This window comes from Massilia phyllosphaerae, from assembly GCF_034659755.1.
Lineage (GTDB): Bacteria > Pseudomonadota > Gammaproteobacteria > Burkholderiales > Burkholderiaceae_D > Telluria > Telluria phyllosphaerae.
Map to the genome: position 1 here is coordinate 123,304 of NZ_JAXSQX010000011.1, position 17,422 is coordinate 140,725.

The 17,422-nt window shown below is 66.6% G+C and carries 18 protein-coding genes; 8 read left to right on the forward strand and 10 right to left on the reverse strand.

Going from position 1 to position 17,422, the window contains the following annotated elements; translation table 11 throughout:
- A complete protein-coding gene (locus U1H99_RS28680; RefSeq protein WP_323144753.1) occupies window positions 1-2,166 on the forward strand; it encodes a hypothetical protein in 2,166 nt (721 codons plus the stop codon).
- Here the strand turns inward: U1H99_RS28680 and U1H99_RS28685 are convergent.
- From U1H99_RS28685 to U1H99_RS28705, 5 genes are all read right to left on the reverse strand, one after another.
- Window positions 2,115-2,951, reverse strand: coding sequence for a DeoR/GlpR family DNA-binding transcription regulator (locus U1H99_RS28685; protein WP_323144752.1), 837 nt, complete (start codon window positions 2,949-2,951; stop codon window positions 2,115-2,117). The genes U1H99_RS28680 and U1H99_RS28685 overlap by 52 nt on opposite strands.
- Before the next feature lie 368 nt (window positions 2,952-3,319).
- Window positions 3,320-3,883: an LOG family protein gene (locus tag U1H99_RS28690; RefSeq protein WP_323144751.1), complete on the reverse strand. Its 564-nt coding sequence runs from the start codon at window positions 3,881-3,883 to the stop codon at window positions 3,320-3,322.
- Between the two features lie 9 nt (window positions 3,884-3,892).
- Window positions 3,893-4,594, reverse strand: coding sequence for a TetR/AcrR family transcriptional regulator (locus U1H99_RS28695; protein WP_323144750.1), 702 nt, complete (start codon window positions 4,592-4,594; stop codon window positions 3,893-3,895).
- Window positions 4,595-4,629: 35 nt separating this feature from the next.
- On the reverse strand, window positions 4,630-5,580 hold the full coding sequence (locus U1H99_RS28700) for an esterase/lipase family protein (RefSeq protein WP_323144749.1): 951 nt from the start codon (window positions 5,578-5,580) through the stop codon (window positions 4,630-4,632).
- A gap of 223 nt (window positions 5,581-5,803) precedes the next feature.
- Window positions 5,804-6,562, reverse strand: a complete 759-nt coding sequence (locus U1H99_RS28705) for an RNA methyltransferase (protein ID WP_323144748.1) — start codon at window positions 6,560-6,562, stop codon at window positions 5,804-5,806.
- Window positions 6,563-6,743: 181 nt separating this feature from the next.
- Here U1H99_RS28705 and U1H99_RS28710 point away from each other — a divergent pair, with 181 nt between their 5' ends.
- From U1H99_RS28710 to U1H99_RS28740, 7 genes are all read left to right on the forward strand, one after another.
- Window positions 6,744-7,523, forward strand: coding sequence for an inositol monophosphatase family protein (locus U1H99_RS28710; protein ID WP_323144814.1), 780 nt, complete (start codon window positions 6,744-6,746; stop codon window positions 7,521-7,523).
- A 342-nt stretch (window positions 7,524-7,865) separates the two neighbouring features.
- Window positions 7,866-9,344: a DEAD/DEAH box helicase gene (locus tag U1H99_RS28715; RefSeq protein WP_323144747.1), complete on the forward strand. Its 1,479-nt coding sequence runs from the start codon at window positions 7,866-7,868 to the stop codon at window positions 9,342-9,344.
- Between the two features lie 292 nt (window positions 9,345-9,636).
- Entirely contained in the window at window positions 9,637-10,074 is a 438-nt protein-coding gene (locus tag U1H99_RS28720) for a MarR family winged helix-turn-helix transcriptional regulator (RefSeq protein WP_323144746.1), read from the forward strand.
- Window positions 10,075-10,155: 81 nt separating this feature from the next.
- Window positions 10,156-10,932 (forward strand): 2-oxo-tetronate isomerase, encoded by a 777-nt coding sequence (gene otnI, locus U1H99_RS28725; protein WP_323144745.1) that lies wholly within the window; start codon window positions 10,156-10,158, stop codon window positions 10,930-10,932.
- 85 nt (window positions 10,933-11,017) lie between these two features.
- Window positions 11,018-11,884, forward strand: a complete 867-nt coding sequence (locus tag U1H99_RS28730; protein WP_323144744.1) for a hypothetical protein — start codon at window positions 11,018-11,020, stop codon at window positions 11,882-11,884.
- A 24-nt stretch (window positions 11,885-11,908) separates the two neighbouring features.
- Window positions 11,909-12,520: a hypothetical protein gene (locus U1H99_RS28735; protein WP_323144743.1), complete on the forward strand. Its 612-nt coding sequence runs from the start codon at window positions 11,909-11,911 to the stop codon at window positions 12,518-12,520.
- Window positions 12,521-12,615: 95 nt separating this feature from the next.
- On the forward strand, window positions 12,616-12,972 hold the full coding sequence (locus tag U1H99_RS28740) for a TraR/DksA family transcriptional regulator (RefSeq protein ID WP_323144742.1): 357 nt from the start codon (window positions 12,616-12,618) through the stop codon (window positions 12,970-12,972).
- Window positions 12,973-13,077: 105 nt separating this feature from the next.
- Here U1H99_RS28740 and phbB read toward each other — a convergent pair whose 3' ends face one another.
- From phbB to U1H99_RS28765, 5 genes are all read right to left on the reverse strand, one after another.
- Complete coding sequence (gene phbB, locus U1H99_RS28745) at window positions 13,078-13,821, reverse strand: acetoacetyl-CoA reductase (protein ID WP_323144741.1); 744 nt, start codon at window positions 13,819-13,821, stop codon at window positions 13,078-13,080.
- 158 nt (window positions 13,822-13,979) lie between these two features.
- Window positions 13,980-14,534: a hypothetical protein gene (locus U1H99_RS28750; RefSeq protein ID WP_323144740.1), complete on the reverse strand. Its 555-nt coding sequence runs from the start codon at window positions 14,532-14,534 to the stop codon at window positions 13,980-13,982.
- Window positions 14,535-14,671: 137 nt separating this feature from the next.
- A complete protein-coding gene (locus tag U1H99_RS28755) occupies window positions 14,672-15,544 on the reverse strand; it encodes a M90 family metallopeptidase (protein ID WP_323144739.1) in 873 nt (290 codons plus the stop codon).
- A complete protein-coding gene (locus U1H99_RS28760) occupies window positions 15,541-16,347 on the reverse strand; it encodes a glutathione peroxidase (protein WP_323144738.1) in 807 nt (268 codons plus the stop codon). The genes U1H99_RS28755 and U1H99_RS28760 overlap by 4 nt, the downstream gene beginning before the upstream one ends.
- Before the next feature lie 156 nt (window positions 16,348-16,503).
- Window positions 16,504-17,112 carry a winged helix-turn-helix domain-containing protein gene (locus U1H99_RS28765; RefSeq protein ID WP_141828820.1) on the reverse strand — a complete coding sequence of 203 codons (609 nt, stop codon included), beginning with the start codon at window positions 17,110-17,112 and terminating at the stop codon, window positions 16,504-16,506.
- Window positions 17,113-17,422 lie beyond the last annotated feature (310 nt).

Here is a 17,422-nt window from a genome sequence, read left to right on the forward strand (position 1 = left end):
ATGCCGCGCCTGCCTCCTGCCCTGCTGTTTGCGTCCGCTCTCGCGGCCCTGCTGCCGATGGCGGCCCATGCGTCCGAGCCGCCCGCCCGGCGCATCGACCGCCAGGCGCTGGTCGCGCGCCATGCGCCGCACCTGAAGGCGATCGATCCCTGGGCGCCGCTCAGCGTCGGCAACGGCCAGTTCTGCTTCACGGCAGACGTCACCGGCCTGCAGACCTTCCCCGACCACTACCGCAGCCACGGTATCGGCCTCGAGACCCAGGCGCGCTGGTCCTGGCACGAAGATGCGAATCCGCAGGGCTACACGCTGGCCGACACCGAGCAGCCCTACACGGCGCACGGCCGCACCGTCAACTATCCGACCCGGCTCGACGTGCCGGCGGCGAACTGGCTGCGCGAGAATCCGCACCCGCAGCCGCTCGGGCAGCTGGGCCTCGCCTACACCCATCCGGACGGCACGCCGCTGGCGCCGGGCGACATCAAGGACATCGACCAGACCCTGGACCTGTGGCGCGGCGTCCTGACCAGCCGCTACACCATCGACGGCCAGCCGGTCGCCGTGACCACGGCCGCCAGCCCGGCGCACGACACGCTGGCGGTGCGGGTCGAATCGCCGCTGCTGGCCAGCGGCGCGCTGGCGCTGCGCCTGGCGCTGCCGCGCGGGTATGTCGGCGGCATCAAGCAGAATCCGCCGCTCGACTGGTCGCAACCGGCCTCGCACACCACCACGGTCGTCACGCAGGATGCCCGCACGCTGGTGCTGGAACACGTGCGCGACGGCGCCCGCTACGCCGCGGCGCTGCGGGCCGGCATGCCGCTGACGGTCACGGCCCCGGCGCCGCACGTGTTCCAGCTCAAGCCGGCGGCCGGGGCGGTGCTCGAATTCACGCTGTCGTACGGCGCGGCGCGGAAGCAGGCCGCGCAATCCGCTTCAGCGCAAGCGGTGATCGGGCACAGCGCGGCCCACTGGCGGGCTTTCTGGCAAAGCGGCGGCGCCGTCGACTTCAGCGGCAGTAGCGATCCGCGCGCGCAGGAACTCGAGCGGCGCGTGGTGCTGTCCCAGTACCTGACCGCGATCCAGTTCGGCGGCACCGCGCATGCCTTTTTACCGCCGCAGGAAAGCGGCCTGACGACGTCCACCTGGTACGGCAAGCACCACACCGAGATGATCTGGTGGCACACCGCGCACTTCGCGCTGTGGGGCCGTCCCGCGTACCTGGAAAACGCGCTGCGCTGGTTCCAGGACACGCTGCCGGCCGCGCGCGTGATCGCCCGCGCGCGCGGACTCGACGGCGCGCGCTGGCCCAAGATGACCGGTCCCGGCGGACGCGAAAGCCCGGGCGGCAATCCGCTGATCGTGTGGAACCAGCCACACACTATCCACCTGGCGGAATTGCTGTACCGCCAGGCGCCCACGCGCGCCACCTTGGCGCGCTACCGCGAACTGGTGTTCGCCAGCGCCAACGCAATGTCGTCGATGCTGCATTGGGACGCGGCAGGATCGCGCTGGGTGCTCGGCCCGCCGCTGTGGATCGCCCAGGAGATCCACGATCCGGCGGCCAGCATGAACCCGGCCTACGAACTGAGTTACTGGTCGACCGGGCTCGAGATCGCGCAGCGCTGGCGCCGGCGCCTCGGACTGGCACCGAACCCTATCTGGGACGCGCAGCGCAAGCAGCTGTCGGCGCTGCCCGTCAAGGACGGCAGGTACGTCGCCATCGAATCGATCCCCGACACCTGGGACAACCCGGCCAGCCGCCACGACCACCCCTCCTTCCTGATGGCGCTGGGCCAGCTGCCCGGCGTCGGCGTCGACCGCGCGACCATGCGCCGCACGCTGGAGGCGGTGCTGGCGCGCTGGGACTGGAACACCAAGATCTGGGGCTGGGACTATCCGATGATCGCGATGACCGCGGCCCGCCTCGGCATGGGGCGCGAAGCGGTCGACGTGCTGCTCAAGACCGATGGCCCCAACAACGCCTACACCGCGGCCGGGCACAACCCGAACACCGAGCTGCCGGTCTACCTGCCGGGCAACGGCGCGCTGCTGGCGGCGGTGGCGATGATGGCCGGCGGCTGGGACGGCGCGCCGGCCGGGGCGGCGCCGGGCTTTCCTCAGGACGGGACCTGGGTGGTCCGCAGCGAAGGCTTGCAGCCCTTGCCCTGAAGCGCGGCATCGGCCGGGGGCACCACGATCACCTCGATCCCGGCCTGCTCCAGCCACTGCACCGACAGGTCGCTGACGCCGCTGTCTGTGACCACGGTGTGCACCTGTTTCAGGCTGCACAGGATGAGGCCGGCGCGGCGCGCGAACTTCGAGCTGTCGACCATCACGATCAGCTTTTCGGCCTGGCCGATCAGGCGCTTCTCGGCGCGGATCAGCATCGGATCCGACTCGACCAGGCCCAGCATCGACAGGCCGTACACGCTCATGAACATCTTCGATGCATATTGGTCGCCGGTGGCGTCGTTGTCGAAGGGCGACAGGATCACGTTCTGGTCGCGGTAGATCCGCCCGCCCGGGATCACGACTTCGTTCTGGCTGGTGCGCAGCAGGTGCTCGGCCATCATGAAGGAATTGGTTATGATCTTCAGGCTCTTACCGGCCAGGAAGTCGGCCATCATGAAGGTCGTGCTGCCGCCGTTGATGATGACGGTCTCGCCATCGCCGCACATGGCGGCGGCGCGGCGCGCGATGGCCAGCTTGCGCTCGGCGTTGCAGCGCACGTTCTGCTCGAAGCTGTCGCCGGCGATGCTGCCCAGGCGTTTTTTCTGCTGCAGGGTGCGCGCGCCGCCGCGGGTGCGCGACAGCAGGTGACGCGCGGCCAGCCAGCTGATGTCGCGCCGGATCGTCGACGGCGAGGCGTCCAGGGTTTCCACCAGCTGGTGGACGGTGGCCGACTGGCGGTCGGCGAGCAGCTTCAGCAAGTCGTTGCGGCGCTTGTTGATCATCGTGTTTGTCTCCACTGTGCACGCCTTCGGGCGCGTTCGTTCAGGCGTGTCGGCACGCTCCTGTTTTCGGCCAGCCGGGCCTGGACGCCAGCGCCCGGCGACCGTTCGCCGAACGATCAACGTGGAAACTGCCGCGCTACTGATGATAGCGCGCTCAAAAATGTTAGGAGTATGTTATTCCAGCGCCGATCAATCGTCTTCGCGAGCGTTGCCGGCGGGCCGCAAAACCGGCCCATCGCGAAATCGATTTCATGAATCGTGGGTAGTTGACGGGCGCCGGGCGCGCCCGAGCGTTCCGCCGCAGTGCCGGCGCCATTTGGATGATTGCGCAAACACGATGGCCGCAGACGGACGCCGCGGCGGCGGCATCAGCCGGCGGCGGTGCCGGGGACCGCGCGCTGCATCAGGCGCTGCACCAGCGCATCCGGGCTGGCGTCCAGCGTCAGCAGCTCGGCGTGGGCCGGGCGCACGAAGCCCTGCCCCACCATGTGCTCGACAAAACGCGCCAGGCCGTCGTAGAAGCCGTCGACGTTCAGCAGGCCGATCGGCTTGGCGTGGATCCCGAGCTGGGCCCAGGTCACCATCTCGAACAGTTCTTCCAGCGTGCCCATCCCGCCCGGCATGGCGATGAAGCCGTCGGCCAGGTCGGACATCATGGCTTTGCGCTCGTGCATGTCCTTGACCACGAACAGGCGCGTCAGGCCGGCGTGGCCGACTTCGCGCTCGACCAAAGCTTTTGGAATAACGCCGCTGGCTTCGCCGCCAAGGCGCAGCACTTCGTCGGCGATCACGCCCATCAGGCCGACCTTGCCGCCGCCGTAGACCAGCGCGATATTGTGTTCGACCAGTACGCGCGCCAGGCTGCGCGCGGCGTCGGCATAGACAGGATCGGCGCCGGGAGAGGCGCCGCAGTAGACAGCGATGGATTTCATGGAGGCTTTCTAGTTGGCCGCGCCGGCGTCGGCATGCAGGGCTTCCGGCGGCAGCTTCTTGAGGTAATCGTCGGACAGGCGCTGGAACAGCGCGCGGGTCTCGCCGCGCAGGTAGGGGCCGACCATCGACAGCACCTGGTAGCAGCCGCGCGCCAGGGCATCGGCGATCGCCTGCTGCTCGCTGTATTTTCTTGGGTTGCGCACGTATTCGTAGGACAGCCAATAGGTCGCCACCACCACCATGTTGGTGGCCATGGCGCCGATCTCGGCGTCGCCGGCTTCCAGCGAGCCTTCGCTGCGCAGGTCTTCGCACAGCTGGCGCGCGACCTTGATCTTGTGGGCCAGGATCGCCTTGAAGCGCAGTTCCAGCTTGCGGTTGCGCGACAGCAGGTCGTTCAGGTCGCGGTAGAAGAAGCGGTAGCGCCAGATCAGCTCGAACATGTGGTGCAGGTAGAACCAGACGTCCTGCATGTTCGAGCGGCGCCCGGCCGGCACGGTCAGGATGCGCTCGATCTCGGCCTCGAACTGGGCAAAGATCGAATTGACGATGTCGTCCTTGTTACGGAAGTGGTAATACAGGTTCCCCGGCGAGATATTCATCTCTTCGGCGATCACGGTGGTCGTGATGTTCGGCTCGCCGAACTCGTTGAACAGCCGCAGCGACAGCTCGAGGATGCGTTCGCGCGTTCGGCGTGGGGCTTTTTGTTGCATGGAAGGCGGCATGGTTGGATTCAGTCGCAAGCATATCATTGCGCGCGCAACCGGGCCACCGCGACATTCAGCGCACTCAACTCGCGCATGACCTCGGCCAGCACGCGCCGGTTGCCGCCTAGCGCCACATGGCCGACGCCGCCGAATGCGACGTGGCGCGCCCCCGGCAGCACGCTGGACAGCTGCGGGGCGACGATGTTGTCGTGGTGGCTGTAGAGCGAAGTGAGCAGCGCGCGCGTGGCCGGGTCTTCGCCAGCGCCGAGGCGCTGCAGCCAGGCCGAGGCGCCATCTGTTCGCGACCAGCGCATCTGCCTGGCGTTGGCGCCCGGACCGAAGCCGGCCAGCGCGGTGCCGTGGTGCGGCGTGCCGAGCGTGATGACGCGCGCCACCTGCGCCGTGCCGCAGGCGCGCATCCAGGCGCGTGCCACCAGCCCGCCCATGCTGTGGCCGACGATGGCCACCTGGCCTTGGCCGCTGGCCGCGCACAATTGCTCGACCGCCCGCTGTACCTGGGCCGCGTAGGCGTCGATGTCGCCGCCGATCGGTTCCAGGTCGACCGTGGCGTGGCTGATGCGTTCGGCGTCCAGCAGCGGCAGCAGGCGCACCCAGTAGCCGCTGTTGCAGCCGTAGCCGTGCACCAGCAGCACTGGCACATTGACGCTGTCCGGATGGATGCGCATGCCGGCCACGGCGCGCGGCATGCGCCACGAGGTGGTCAGCATGCTGGCGCAGAACTCTTCGGCCAGCAGGCGCAGGCGCGCCGCCGGGCCGAGCCGGAACGCGGCCGGGGTCGGGCTGGCAAAGCAGGCCGCCAGCAAAAAATTGTTCATGTTAATCAGCAGGCGCAGCGCGACCACGGCGGCGACCCCGGCGAAGATCGCCCATCCCGCCGTGAGCCCAGCCCAGCGCTGCAGGCACCATCCGATCAGCAATGCAGCCGCGGCCTGTGCCAGCAGGAGGATCCGGGTCATCCAGCGCACGCTCATCCTGCTATCTCCTGAAAATTCGGGGTCAGAGCGCAATCTCTGCCAATTCGGGGTCAGAGCAAAAACTGGCCGGCGCCCGGCGGCAAACAAGCGATGTCATTTTGACGCAAACCTCGCGTGGGGTGTACATGGATGAGCGTGGCGGCGAATCTTCTTTGCCGCGCTACTACGTGAACTTGCACAGCAAAGTGCTCTGACCCCGAATTTCTGCTCTGACCCCGAATCAGGGTGCGCGCCGGCCCTGCATGTGGCGGGCGATGCCGCGCAGGATGTTGACTTCCTCGGTTTCGAGCCCGGTGCGGGCAAACAGGCGCTTCAGGCGCGGCATCAGCTTTTTCGGGTTGGCCGGGTCGAGGAAGCCGATCGCCACCAGCGCTTCTTCGAGGTGGGCATACATGCCTTCGATCTGGGCCAGGCTGGCGGCTTCGCCGTGGAAGCCGACGCCGGTCTGGGTCCGATTTTCACCTTGGGCGGCCAGACGGCACTCGTAGGCCAGCACCTGGGCCGCCTGCGACAGGTTGAGCGACGAATAGTTGGGGTTCGCCGGGATGTTGATCAGCACGTTGCAGCCCTCGACGATCTCGTTCGGCAAGCCGAAGCGCTCGTTGCCGAGGATCAGCGCCGGGCGCAGTTCGGCCCCGTCGGCGACATGGCTGGAGAAGTCGCGCGGCGACCACACCGGCGGCGAGAACTCGCGCAGGCGCGCCGACACCGCCGCCGCGAAATTGCAGCCTTCCAGTGCCTCGGCCACGCTGCCGACGATGCGCGCCCCTTCCAGCACGTCGATGGCGCCGCTGGCAAAGGCAACCGCTTCCGCATCCCGCAGCGGCGCCTCGCAGCGCGGCGTCACCAGCACCAGGTCGGAAAATCCCATGGTCTTCATGGCGCGCGCCACCGAGCCGACGTTGCCCGCGCGGCTGGTTTCCACCAGCACGAAGCGCAGGCGTCGGAAAAGAGATGTGTCAGTTTCGGTCGGGTTCATTTAAAATAGCGCTATCGCGCGGTGACGAGCAGTTGAAATCGGGCCAGGGTCTTGTCGATCCGGCTCGCGATTTTAACGGTTTCGGCACCGCTTTGCTCTTTGTCATTCTCATCGTTCGTCACGTTCACTGCGCCTGTTCGCCGTGGGCGTCAGCATTTTTCACGGAAGCCCTATGCACCCAATGCTCAACACGGCCATCAAGGCCGCCCGCCGCGCTGCAAGCGAGATCAACCGCGCCTCCTTCGACCTCGACCGCATTACGGTCAGCGAAAAGAACCACAACGACTTCGTCACGAATATCGACCAGCTGGCAGAGCAGGTGATCGTGGAAGCCCTGCTGAAAGCCTACCCGGATCACGCCATCCTCGCCGAGGAAAGCGGCGCTTCCAAGAACCTGAACGACGAGAGCGAAAACGTCTGGATCATCGATCCGATCGACGGCACCACCAACTTCCTCCACGGCTACCCCAACTTCTGCATCTCGATCGCGCTGCAGCAGCGCGGCGTGATCACCAACGCGCTGGTGTACGACCCGGTCCGCAACGACCTGTTCACCGCCACCAAGGGCGCCGGCGCCTACCTCAACGAAAAGCGCATCCGCGTGCGCAATCCGGACCGCATCAACAAGGCCCTGATCGGTTCCGGCCACGGTGCCGACCCGCGCGCGCTGGCCGAGTACCTGCGCATGTACGAAGTGGTCGCCTCGCGCTGCCACGGCGTGCGCTCGAGCGGTTCGGCCGCGCTGGAACTGGCCAACCTGGCCGCCGGCCGCACCGACGGCTTTTTCGAAAAAGGCCTGAAGGTCTGGGACATCGCCGCCGGCTCGCTGCTGGTGACCGAGGCAGGCGGCATCGTCGGTGAATTCAGCGGCGAATCGGATTACCTGCACAAGGGCGACATCATCGCCGCCGGTCCGAAGGTGTTCGCCAACATGGTGGCCCTGCTGAAACCGTTCGCATAAAAACGCACATCCGGTCTTTCGCGTAAAATAGAGTCTGTGTAAGTCTGGATCACCCGGTAGCGGTCTGCACGCGCTGATGCGTGCATGACCGCTGCCCAGCCCTGTCGCTTCCGGCCCCCATGAGGTGCCGCGCCTCCCGCTTCCACCGGCCCTGCCCTGATCGGCACGGGCTGCGCTAAATTTCCATAGCGAAACATTTTTAAAATATAATGCTACGTGGCTTCATTGAGCCGCGTCTCGGCGTCCCGGCACCAGTACCGGCCGCCCTGCTTGTGTAATCCGATCGGCTGGACTGGCGCCCAGGTCAACAACGGGCGACGCGCCGATCCCTACCAGAAAACTATGTCATTCAATACTCTCGGTCTTACCGACGCCATCGTGCGCGCCGTTACTGAAGCAGGCTATACCGCGCCGACGCCGATCCAGGCCCAGGCCATCCCCGCCGTCATCAAGGGCGGCGACCTGCTCGCCGGCGCGCAGACCGGCACCGGCAAGACCGCCGGTTTTACGCTGCCCGTGCTGCACCGCCTGTCGACCGACAAGGTGGGCGCGGCGCTGACCAATAAAACTTCCAAACGCGCGATCCGCGCATTGGTGCTGGCCCCGACCCGCGAACTCGCGGCCCAGGTCGAGGAAAACATCCGCACCTATGCCAAGTACACCAACTTGAATTCGGCCGTGATCTTCGGCGGCGTCGGCATCCACCCGCAGATCAAGCTGCTGGCGAACGGCATCGACATCCTGGTCGCCACCCCGGGCCGCCTGCTCGACCACGTCGGCCAGGGCACCGTCAAACTCGACAAGGTCGAGATCCTGGTGCTGGACGAAGCCGACCGCATGCTCGACATGGGCTTCATCCACGACATCAAGAAAGTGCTGGCCGTGCTGCCGCCGAAGCGCCAGAACCTGCTGTTCTCGGCCACCTTCTCGGACGAGATCAAGGCCCTGGCCGACAAGCTGCTGGACAATCCGGCGCTGATCGAAGTGGCCCGCCGCAACTCGACCGTGGAAGTGATCGCCCAGACCATCCACCCGGTCGACCGCGACAAGAAGCACCCGATGCTGGCGCACCTGATCAAGACCAACGACTGGAAGCAGGTGCTGGTGTTCACCCGCACCAAGCACGGCGCCAACAAGCTGGTCGAGCAGCTCGCCAAGGACGGTATCGGCGCGATGGCGATCCACGGCAACAAGAGCCAGTCGGCGCGCACCAAGGCGCTGGCCGAGTTCAAGGACGGCAGCCTGACGGCGCTGATCGCCACCGACATCGCGGCACGCGGCATCGACATCGACCAGCTGCCGCACGTGGTCAACTACGACCTGCCGAACGTCCCGGAAGACTACGTCCACCGCATCGGCCGTACCGGCCGTGCCGGCGCCACCGGCGAAGCCGTGTCGCTGGTCTGCGTCGACGAGCACCAGATGCTCAAGGACATCGAAAAGCTGATCAAGCAGACCCTGCCGCGTGAAGTGATCCCGGGCTTCGAGCCGGATCCGACCGCCAAGGCACAGCCGATCCAGCTGCGCAGCGGCGCGCCGGGCCACACCGGCCGTGGCGGCCGTCCGGGCGGCAACGGTGGCGGCCGCGCACACGGCGGCGGTAATGGTGCGGGCAACGGCGGCAACAAGCCGCGCAGCGCGGCCGGCGCCCCGTCGGGCGGGCGCAGCGGTAGCCCGGCCGGCAACGGCGGCGGCGGCGGCCGTGGCGGCCAGCCGGGTAACCGTGGCGGCAATGGCGGCAATGGCGGCGGCAACGGCGGCCGTCCGCAGAACCGCGGTCCGCGCCCGGCGTCGGCACGCTCGGGTAGCGGCGAGCGTTGATTTTTTGGGGTGGCGATAAGCGCTGACTGACAGCGTTTATCGTAGTCGGCCCCAGCACGTCGTCCCTGCGCAGGCGGGGGACCCAAGTTCTGCAAGCACTCACGATATGCGTGCAACTTGGGTCCCTGCCTTCGCAGGGACGACGTTTTTATTGTGTCGGTGCTCACACCGCCGGCGCATGTCAACCGCCCCCGACATGGCACTATATATTTGATCACTCAAGTACTTGCGCATAATTAAAGCCATGCCTATACTTGACAAATCAAGTACCAATCCACAAAAGGAGCCTGCCATGTCCACCGACACCCTCACCACCGAATTCTGCCTGCGCCTCTCGCGCGCCTGGGCCACCCTGTCGCGTCGCCTCGACAGCGCACTCGGCAGCCACCACGGCATCAGCTTTTCCGACTACCAACTGCTGCTGCAACTGCACCGCGCCCCCGGCGGCCGCCTGCGCCGGGTCGACCTGGCTGAAAAACTGGGGCTGACCGCCTCCGGCGTCACCCGCTCCCTGCTGCCGCTGGAAAAGATCGGCCTGGTCACGCGCCAGAGCGATCCGCGCGACGCCCGTGTCGGCTATGCGCTGATCACGCCGACCGGCAGCGAACTGGTGACCAATGCGACCGTCGTGGTCGACAACGTCAGCCGCAACGCCCTCGTCGGTCCCGGGCGCGACCGGATCGAGGCGGCCTCGTCGCTGATGGCCCAGCTGGCCGGCGTGTCGCAGTAATAACCACGAGGCCGATCTCGTGGGCTAAGTTGCGCCGGATCGTTTAGCATGGCGGGCTGTCCAACCCGAGAAAGCCCTGTCATGCCACGCTTCGCCGCCAATCTGAGCCTGATGTTCAACGAGCTCGGTTTCCTCGACCGCTTCGCCGCCGCGCGCGCGGCCGGCTTCGACGCGGTCGAATTCCTGTTTCCCTACGCCTTCGAGCCGGAACAGATCGCCGGCCGCCTGCAACGCTACAACCTGGAGCTGGCGCTGTTCAATTTCCCGGCCGGCGACTGGGCCGCGGGCGAGCGCGGCTTCGCCTGCGATCCGCGCCGCATCAACGAATTCCAGGACAGCGTCGAGCTGGCGCTCGAATATGCGCCCGACCTCGGGGTCAAGCGCCTGCATTGCCTGTCCGGCCGGCTGCACCCGGCGGTGGCGCCGGAACGCGCCCACGCCACCTTCGTCGACAACCTGCGCTTCGCCGCCGCCAAGATGGCGCCGCACGGCATCGACGTCCTGATCGAGCCGATCAACACCCGCGACATCCCCGGCTACTTCCTGACCGGCACCGCCCAGGCAGCCGAGGTGATCCGCGATGCCGGCGTCGACAACCTGTTCCTGCAATACGACATCTATCACATGCAGCGCATGGAAGGCGAACTTGCCAACACGTTGCGCGAACGCCTGCCGCTGATCCGCCACATCCAGCTGGCCGACGTGCCGGGACGCCACGAACCGGGCACCGGCGAGATCAACTTCCCCTACCTGTTCCGGGTGCTCGACGAGATCGGCTATGACGGCTGGGTCGGTTGCGAATACATTCCGCAGGGCGATACCGTCGCCGGCCTGGGATGGCGCGACACCGTGCGCTGACTTGATAGCGGGCAATATCTCTAGGTAAAACTTTTGGAAGAATGGGACGTTTCGGGCACGGCCTTTTGCCGTCCAGAAAGGACCCATGAACCTGCGCCGCTTTCTTTCGCTTCCCGCCCTCCTCGCCCTGGCCGCCAGCCTGCTGCTGGCCAGTTGCGCCACCCCCACCAGCGGCCCGGTCAGCCTGTACGAGGTGCGCCAGTTCGCCGATGCCTCGGCCCGCATCGGCGGCTATGGCGAACTGTCGCGCCGCTACCGCGACACCTACCAGCGCGAACAGCCCTACCTGTCGCCGGCCGCCGACCGCATCGCCAAGGAAAACGATGCGCGCCGGCGTGCCGTCTACGACGACTTCGTCAGTATCCAGAAAAGCCTGGTGCTCTACATGCAGACCCTGAGCCTGCTCGCCGGCGAAGCGCGCTACGACCTCTCGACGCAGCTCGACGACCTCGGCACCGGCCTCAAGGCCAATGCCGAGTCCGGCTTGCAGGGGCGCCACATCGCCGCCTACACCGGCTTGACGCGGCTGCTGACGCGCGTGATCGCGTCCGGCTACCAGAACCGCAGCGTGGCGACCATGGTCCGCGACGGCGATGGCGACGTGCAGGCGCTGCTGGAAGCGATGATCACCCTGACCCGGCTGTACGCCAAGACCAACGACAACGAGAAGAAGACCGTGCTCGGCATCTTCGACGTCGAGATCCCGTTTTCGGCCAAGAACCAGGACCGCATGCTGGTGACGCTGGCCAAGGTCCACTACCTGAACAAGGCCACCGAATACAAGCTGGTCGACAAACGCTACGACCTGGCCCTGCAGGGCTTGACCAAGGTCGCCCAGGGCCACCAGCGCATGCGCGAGAATCTGAACAACCTGACGGGTGACGAGATGCGCAAGCTGCTGGCCACCTACGGCCGCGACCTGGTGGCGCTGCGCGACGCCCTGTCGGATTGAGCCTTTACGAGGCAAGGAGATAGCATGGCAAACGAATCCCCCCCCCGCCAGCCCGGTGCCGCCGGCGCCGCGGCCGCTGCAAGCCCCGCCGCTCCACCCCCTGCCGCGGCACCCGCATCAAAGCCGCCGGTGCCGGCTGAGGCGCTGGCCACCGCGAAACAGGTCGAGGAGCTGGCCGACAAGCTGTCCGCCTGCGCCGACAGCATCCACGCGCGCGTGATGGCCGACATCCGGCGCCATGGCGGCGGCGAGGTGCCCGAGGCCGAGCAGGCGGTGGCGCGCGCCCTGCTCGACGCCGAGATCGAACTGCGCCAGCGCGCCAACCGCCTGTATGCGGATGCGGCCGCCTGCATCGTGTCGTCGCTGGGCCAGTCGCAGCAGAAGCTGGTGCAGCTCACCATCGATGCCGCCGCAAAAATCCAGCAGATCACGCGCATCAGCGACGGCATCACCCTGGTCGCCCGTTTGCTCGGCCTGGCGGCGGCCGCGGCCAGCGGCCAGGTCATGCCGATCCTGGCTGCGGTCGGCGCGCTCAAGCTCCAGCTCGACACGATCGCCCTCCACAATCCCGCCGCATCGGCAAGCTCGTCGGCAAAGCCGGCGGCAGACGCCAACACCCCCGCCTCCGACGCCTGAACCGGCCGGCCCTCGCGCTCCGCATGGCGCTTGGGCCGCGCCGCGCGGTGCGCTACACTGGTCGCGCAATCGGACCAGCGCCGGGAGGCATCACCATGGACACGTTGACCGAGGAGCAGCTCGGCCTGCTGCGCTCGATGCTGGCGCAGCGCCTGGATGCGCTGGTGCGGGTCGGGGAACCGGCGGCGCGCGAAAGCGGCCTGCCGGTGTCGGAGGTGGAAGCGTCGCCGCTCGACCGCGCCACCGCGCGCCTGCTCAACGACCTGACGCTGGAAGCGGCCGGCCAGCACACCGCCCAGGTACAGGTGCTGCGCCACGCGCTGGCCAAGTTCGAGGATGGCAGTTACGGCATGTGCGAGGAATGCGGCCAGCCGATCGGCGTATCGCGCCTGCTGGCGCGGCCCGAAGCCCGCCTGTGCATCGCCTGCCAGACGCGCGCCGAAAAACGCTGAGCGCCCGATACAGCCGCCATGGCGGCGTTGCAGCGTCTCGACGTACTAATGTACTGTCTTCGACGCTGCGCCTTGCCCTGGAAGCTGTCTCAGGCGCTACTTATATTAGTACATGTGCTGCCCACCGTTGATCGCCAGGTTGGCCCCGGTCATGAAGCCGGCGTCCTCTGACACCAGGTAAGCGATCAATGCCGCCACCTCGTCCGGTTCGCCCAGCCTCCCCATCGGGATCTGCGGCAGGATCTTGCCGCTCATGACCTCGGCCGGGACCGCCTCGACCATTTTGGTGCGCAGGTAGCCGGGCGAGACGGTGTTGACGGTGACGCCGTGGCGCGCCATCTCGAGTGCCAGCGCCTTGGTGAAACCGTGCATCGCAGCCTTGGCCGCGGAGTAATTGCATTGGCCAAAGGCGCCCTGCTGGCCATTGACCGACGAAATGTTCACGATGCGGCCCCAGCGCTGCGCCATCATCGGCTCGATCGCCTGCTTGCTCATGTTGAACACGCTGTCGAGGTTGGCGCGCAGCACGGCCTGCCAGTCTTCGTGGTCCATCTTGCGCAGGCTACGGTCGCGCGTGATGCCGGCGTTATTCACCAGCACATCCAGGCGCCCGAACTCGGCCAGCAGCTTCTGCACCATCCATTCGCAGTCGGCGTAATCGCCGACGTCGACTTTGTAGGCGGAAAAACGGTAGCCTTCGTCGCGCTGGGCTGACAGCCAGGCGTCCGGCGTCGTATTGCCGGGCGAAAAAGTCGTGGCCACCCGAAAGCCATCCGCATGCAGCCGCCGGCAGATCGCCGTGCCCAATCCGCCCATTCCTCCAGTCACCAACGCCACCCGGTTGTCCATGATCGTCTCCTGTCTTATCGTGTCAGCTGCGCTGGATGCGCGGCATGAAACGACGAGTCTAGGACGGCGTCAGCGCCGGACTTTGATCAGGATCAAACCGGCAATGGGATGAACCCGCTTGCCAGCGATGGCATGAGCGAGTAGCAAAATAAATTGATTCAGCGAATGATATCCGGAATGCTCGACGGATCGAAATCGGCCCAGTCGCCATCCACGATATTCCCCTGCGCGCGCTCGATGTGGTGGGCGCCCAGGCGCCGCAGCAGCGCGACCGCCTCCTGTTCCCGGCCCGCATCGTCGAAGGCCACCGCGACCAGCATCCCGGCCGGACGGTTCTCGACCGGCGCGCGGCCGCCCTCTTCTTTTTCGCCGGCATCCTTCATCTTGGAAAAGCTAAACAGCGAGCCGACGTGGGCGCCGACCAGGCCACCGACCACGGCGCCGAGCGGACCGGTGATCGGGGCCGTGGCGGCACCGGCCACCGCCCCCACGGCGGCCCCGGCACCTGCGCCCTGCACCACGCCTTCGGGCGATTCCTTGGCGCCCGGCGAGTGCAGGTGGTCGCCGCCGATCGGCGTCATGTCGTGCTGGCCCGGCTGGCTCAGGTAGAAACCGCTGATGCGCTCGCTGGCGAAGCCGGCATCGACCAGCGCACGGCGCGCGGTCTCGACCTCATCCTGGAGCTGGAAATGACCTGCAATGATATTGGACATGGTTCCTCCGTCGACGGTGGTGCACGCCACAGTCGGCGCGCGGACACGCCCAGCATGCGCGTGCCAGCTCGACCGTTCTGTACGCGAACGCACGCAGCCGGTGCCGCCACGGCGGCGTACGTCGAGTCACGCCGCTGCTACTGCCATTGTCCATAGACCACGCCCCAGGGCTCGGGTTCAAGCCGCGGTGGCGCCGCCAGCCACTCGCGCGGATCGACCCGGAAGTAGGCCTGGAACTCGGCATACAGTTCGGGATGGCGTGTTGCCAGCGCGTGCGGCAATTCGAAAAAGGTTTCGGTCGCCACCGCGAAGAACTCGGCCGGGTTGGTCGCGCCATACGGATCGAGCACGTCGCGGTAGCCCCAGGCAGTGTCGCGCCGTAGCAGCGCGAAGTCGCGCCCCAGCGTTTCCGACCAGCTGCGGTAGCGTTCGGCGCTGCCGAGGAAGGGTGCGCCGTTGGTGCTGCCCGACTCGCTGTCGAGCTGGTGCGCAAATTCGTGCAGCACCACGTTGTGCGTGCCCTCGGCCTCGTGGCCGGCGCGGCGCACGTGTTCCCACGACAGGATCACGCGGCCGTCGCCCCAGGATTCGCCCAGCAGGTCCTGGCGCGTCTCGGTAACCACGCCGGCGGCGTCGACTTCGTTGCGCGGCACCAGGAAGGCGCCCGGATACACCAGCACCGAATGCAGGCCGGGGTACACCTTGCCGGGCCGCCCCAGCAGCAGCAAGCAGGCCTGGGCCGCGATCGTCACCCGCATCTCTTCGGTGACCTCGAGTCCGGCGCAGCCGACGAAAGTCTTGTGATGCAGGAAGCGCTTGACCAGGTCTTGCAGCTCGCTGCGGCGGGCCGCCGCCATGCCGCGGTATTGCGCCACGTTGTGCTCGATGATGGCGAGCTGGGCCGGCGTAAGCGGACGCGCCAGCGCCCGCCGCAGGCGCCAGCGCGGCGTCAGCCAGACCCCCAGCAGCGCCAGGGCCAGCAGCGTGGGAACCAGTGCGTCTTCCATCATGCCCCGCCGCCGGCACTGGCTGCAGCCTCGGCCTCGGGCTGCACCACCGGCGCCGGCCCGAAATGGGCCACCACCTCGTCGGCGCCGCCGATCAGGCGCCCGCCCTCGAATACCTGGGGCCAGGTGGTGCCGCCGGACACGGCGCGCAGCACGCTGGTCGTGATCTTGCTGTCCTGGGAGATGTCGGTGAAGTCGATGCCGCGCGCCTTCAGCACCGCCTTGGCGCGCGCGCAGAACGGGCAGCCCGGCTTGGAAAACATCACCACCGGTTCCGGCGCACTGGCATCGGGCGCGATGTGGCGCAGCATGGTGTCGGCGTCGGATACCTCGAACGGATCGGCTTCCTGGTCGTTCTCGTCCTGGGCCTCGATGAACATGGTGTCGACGACGCCGTCGCGCACCAGCATCGAATAGCGCCAGGAGCGCTGGCCCAGGCCGAGCGCGCGCTTGTCGACCAGCATGCCCATGCCGGCGGTGAATTCGCCATTGCCATCGGGGATCATGGTGACGTGCTCCGCTTCCTGCCCACGCCGCCATTCGTCCATCACGAAGGCGTCGTTGACCGAGATGCAGATGATATCGTCGATGCCGTGGCCGCGCAGGGCTGGCGCCAGTTCGTTATAGCGCGGCAGGTGAGCCGACGAACAGGTCGGCGTATAGGCGCCCGGCAGGGCGAACACCACCACCGTCTTGCCCTTGAACAGCTCGTCGCTGGTGATATCGCGCGACTGGCCGCCGCTGCGCGTCTTGAACGTGACTTGTGGAACAGGTTTTCCTTGCAATGAAGCGGCAGTCGGTAACATTTTCTCTCCTGGATGGGCGGACAAGATGCCGCGTTCGCCTGCATATGCGCGCCATTGCCAGGTTTTCAATGAAAAAAAACGCCACCCTGCACGAAGCAGGGTGGCGCTTATGGGAGAACTGCGCTCAGGAGCGGCCTGCGCTCCTGCCAAGCAAGCTTATTTGGCGACGGTCTGGCCCGGGGCCGGGCCGAACAGTGCGGCGACCAGCGGGTCACGGGTGACCGGGCTGCGGTTCACGCGGATCGCGTAGTGAGTGTCGTCGGCCAGGATGTGGAAGTGGCGGCCGGTGCCAGCCATGCTCTGCTCGCGCAGGCCCGGACGTTCCTTGCGCGGCGATGCGCCTTCGCGTTTCGGCTGGCAGATCGCACCCAGGAAGGTCTTGACGCGGTCCGGATCCGGCGAGATGCGGTACACGGCCTTGCCCAGGTAGGTGGCGGTGCCTTCGATATAGCGGGCCAGCTCGATCACGCCGGCTTCGCGCAGGTCGCGGATGTACTTACGGGCACCCGACGGCGAGAACTTCAGGAACCAGGCGATTTCGTCGGCCAGCATTTCATGGGTTTGCAGCTCGCCAATCAGCTTCTGCATGTTCTCGATACGGCGCTGGGTAGCGGAAGTCGACCGCACACGTTCGATCGGCGCCAGCGAAATCGGGGAGCGTTCGGTCGGTTGCGGCGGGACACGTTCGATCAGTGCAGAGTTGCTGGACGTGTGCACTGCGTTGAGATCGCCTTGCACCGCATTGTGGTGAGTCGCTGCATGCATATTGGTTTGCTCCGTATAAAAGACAGTGTTCTGGTGAGGCTGCGGGCCCATCGTCTGTCTTATGACCTAATGACAACACGGCGGTTCCGCTTAACTGGATACAAGATTGCCTGTGTCATCACGCCTGGTCTGTGCGCCATCCAACATTGCCGGAAAATTCCGAACGAGTAGGAAATGGCTGAGCTAACGCTCTCCACTATGCCCGAACACCTGGCCAGCACACCTTCGCACGATTGAAACGACAAGAAAACAACATGCGGACCAAATATTTTGTTGGCGCTCAAAAAAAATTGTGAATGGGCAAACATGT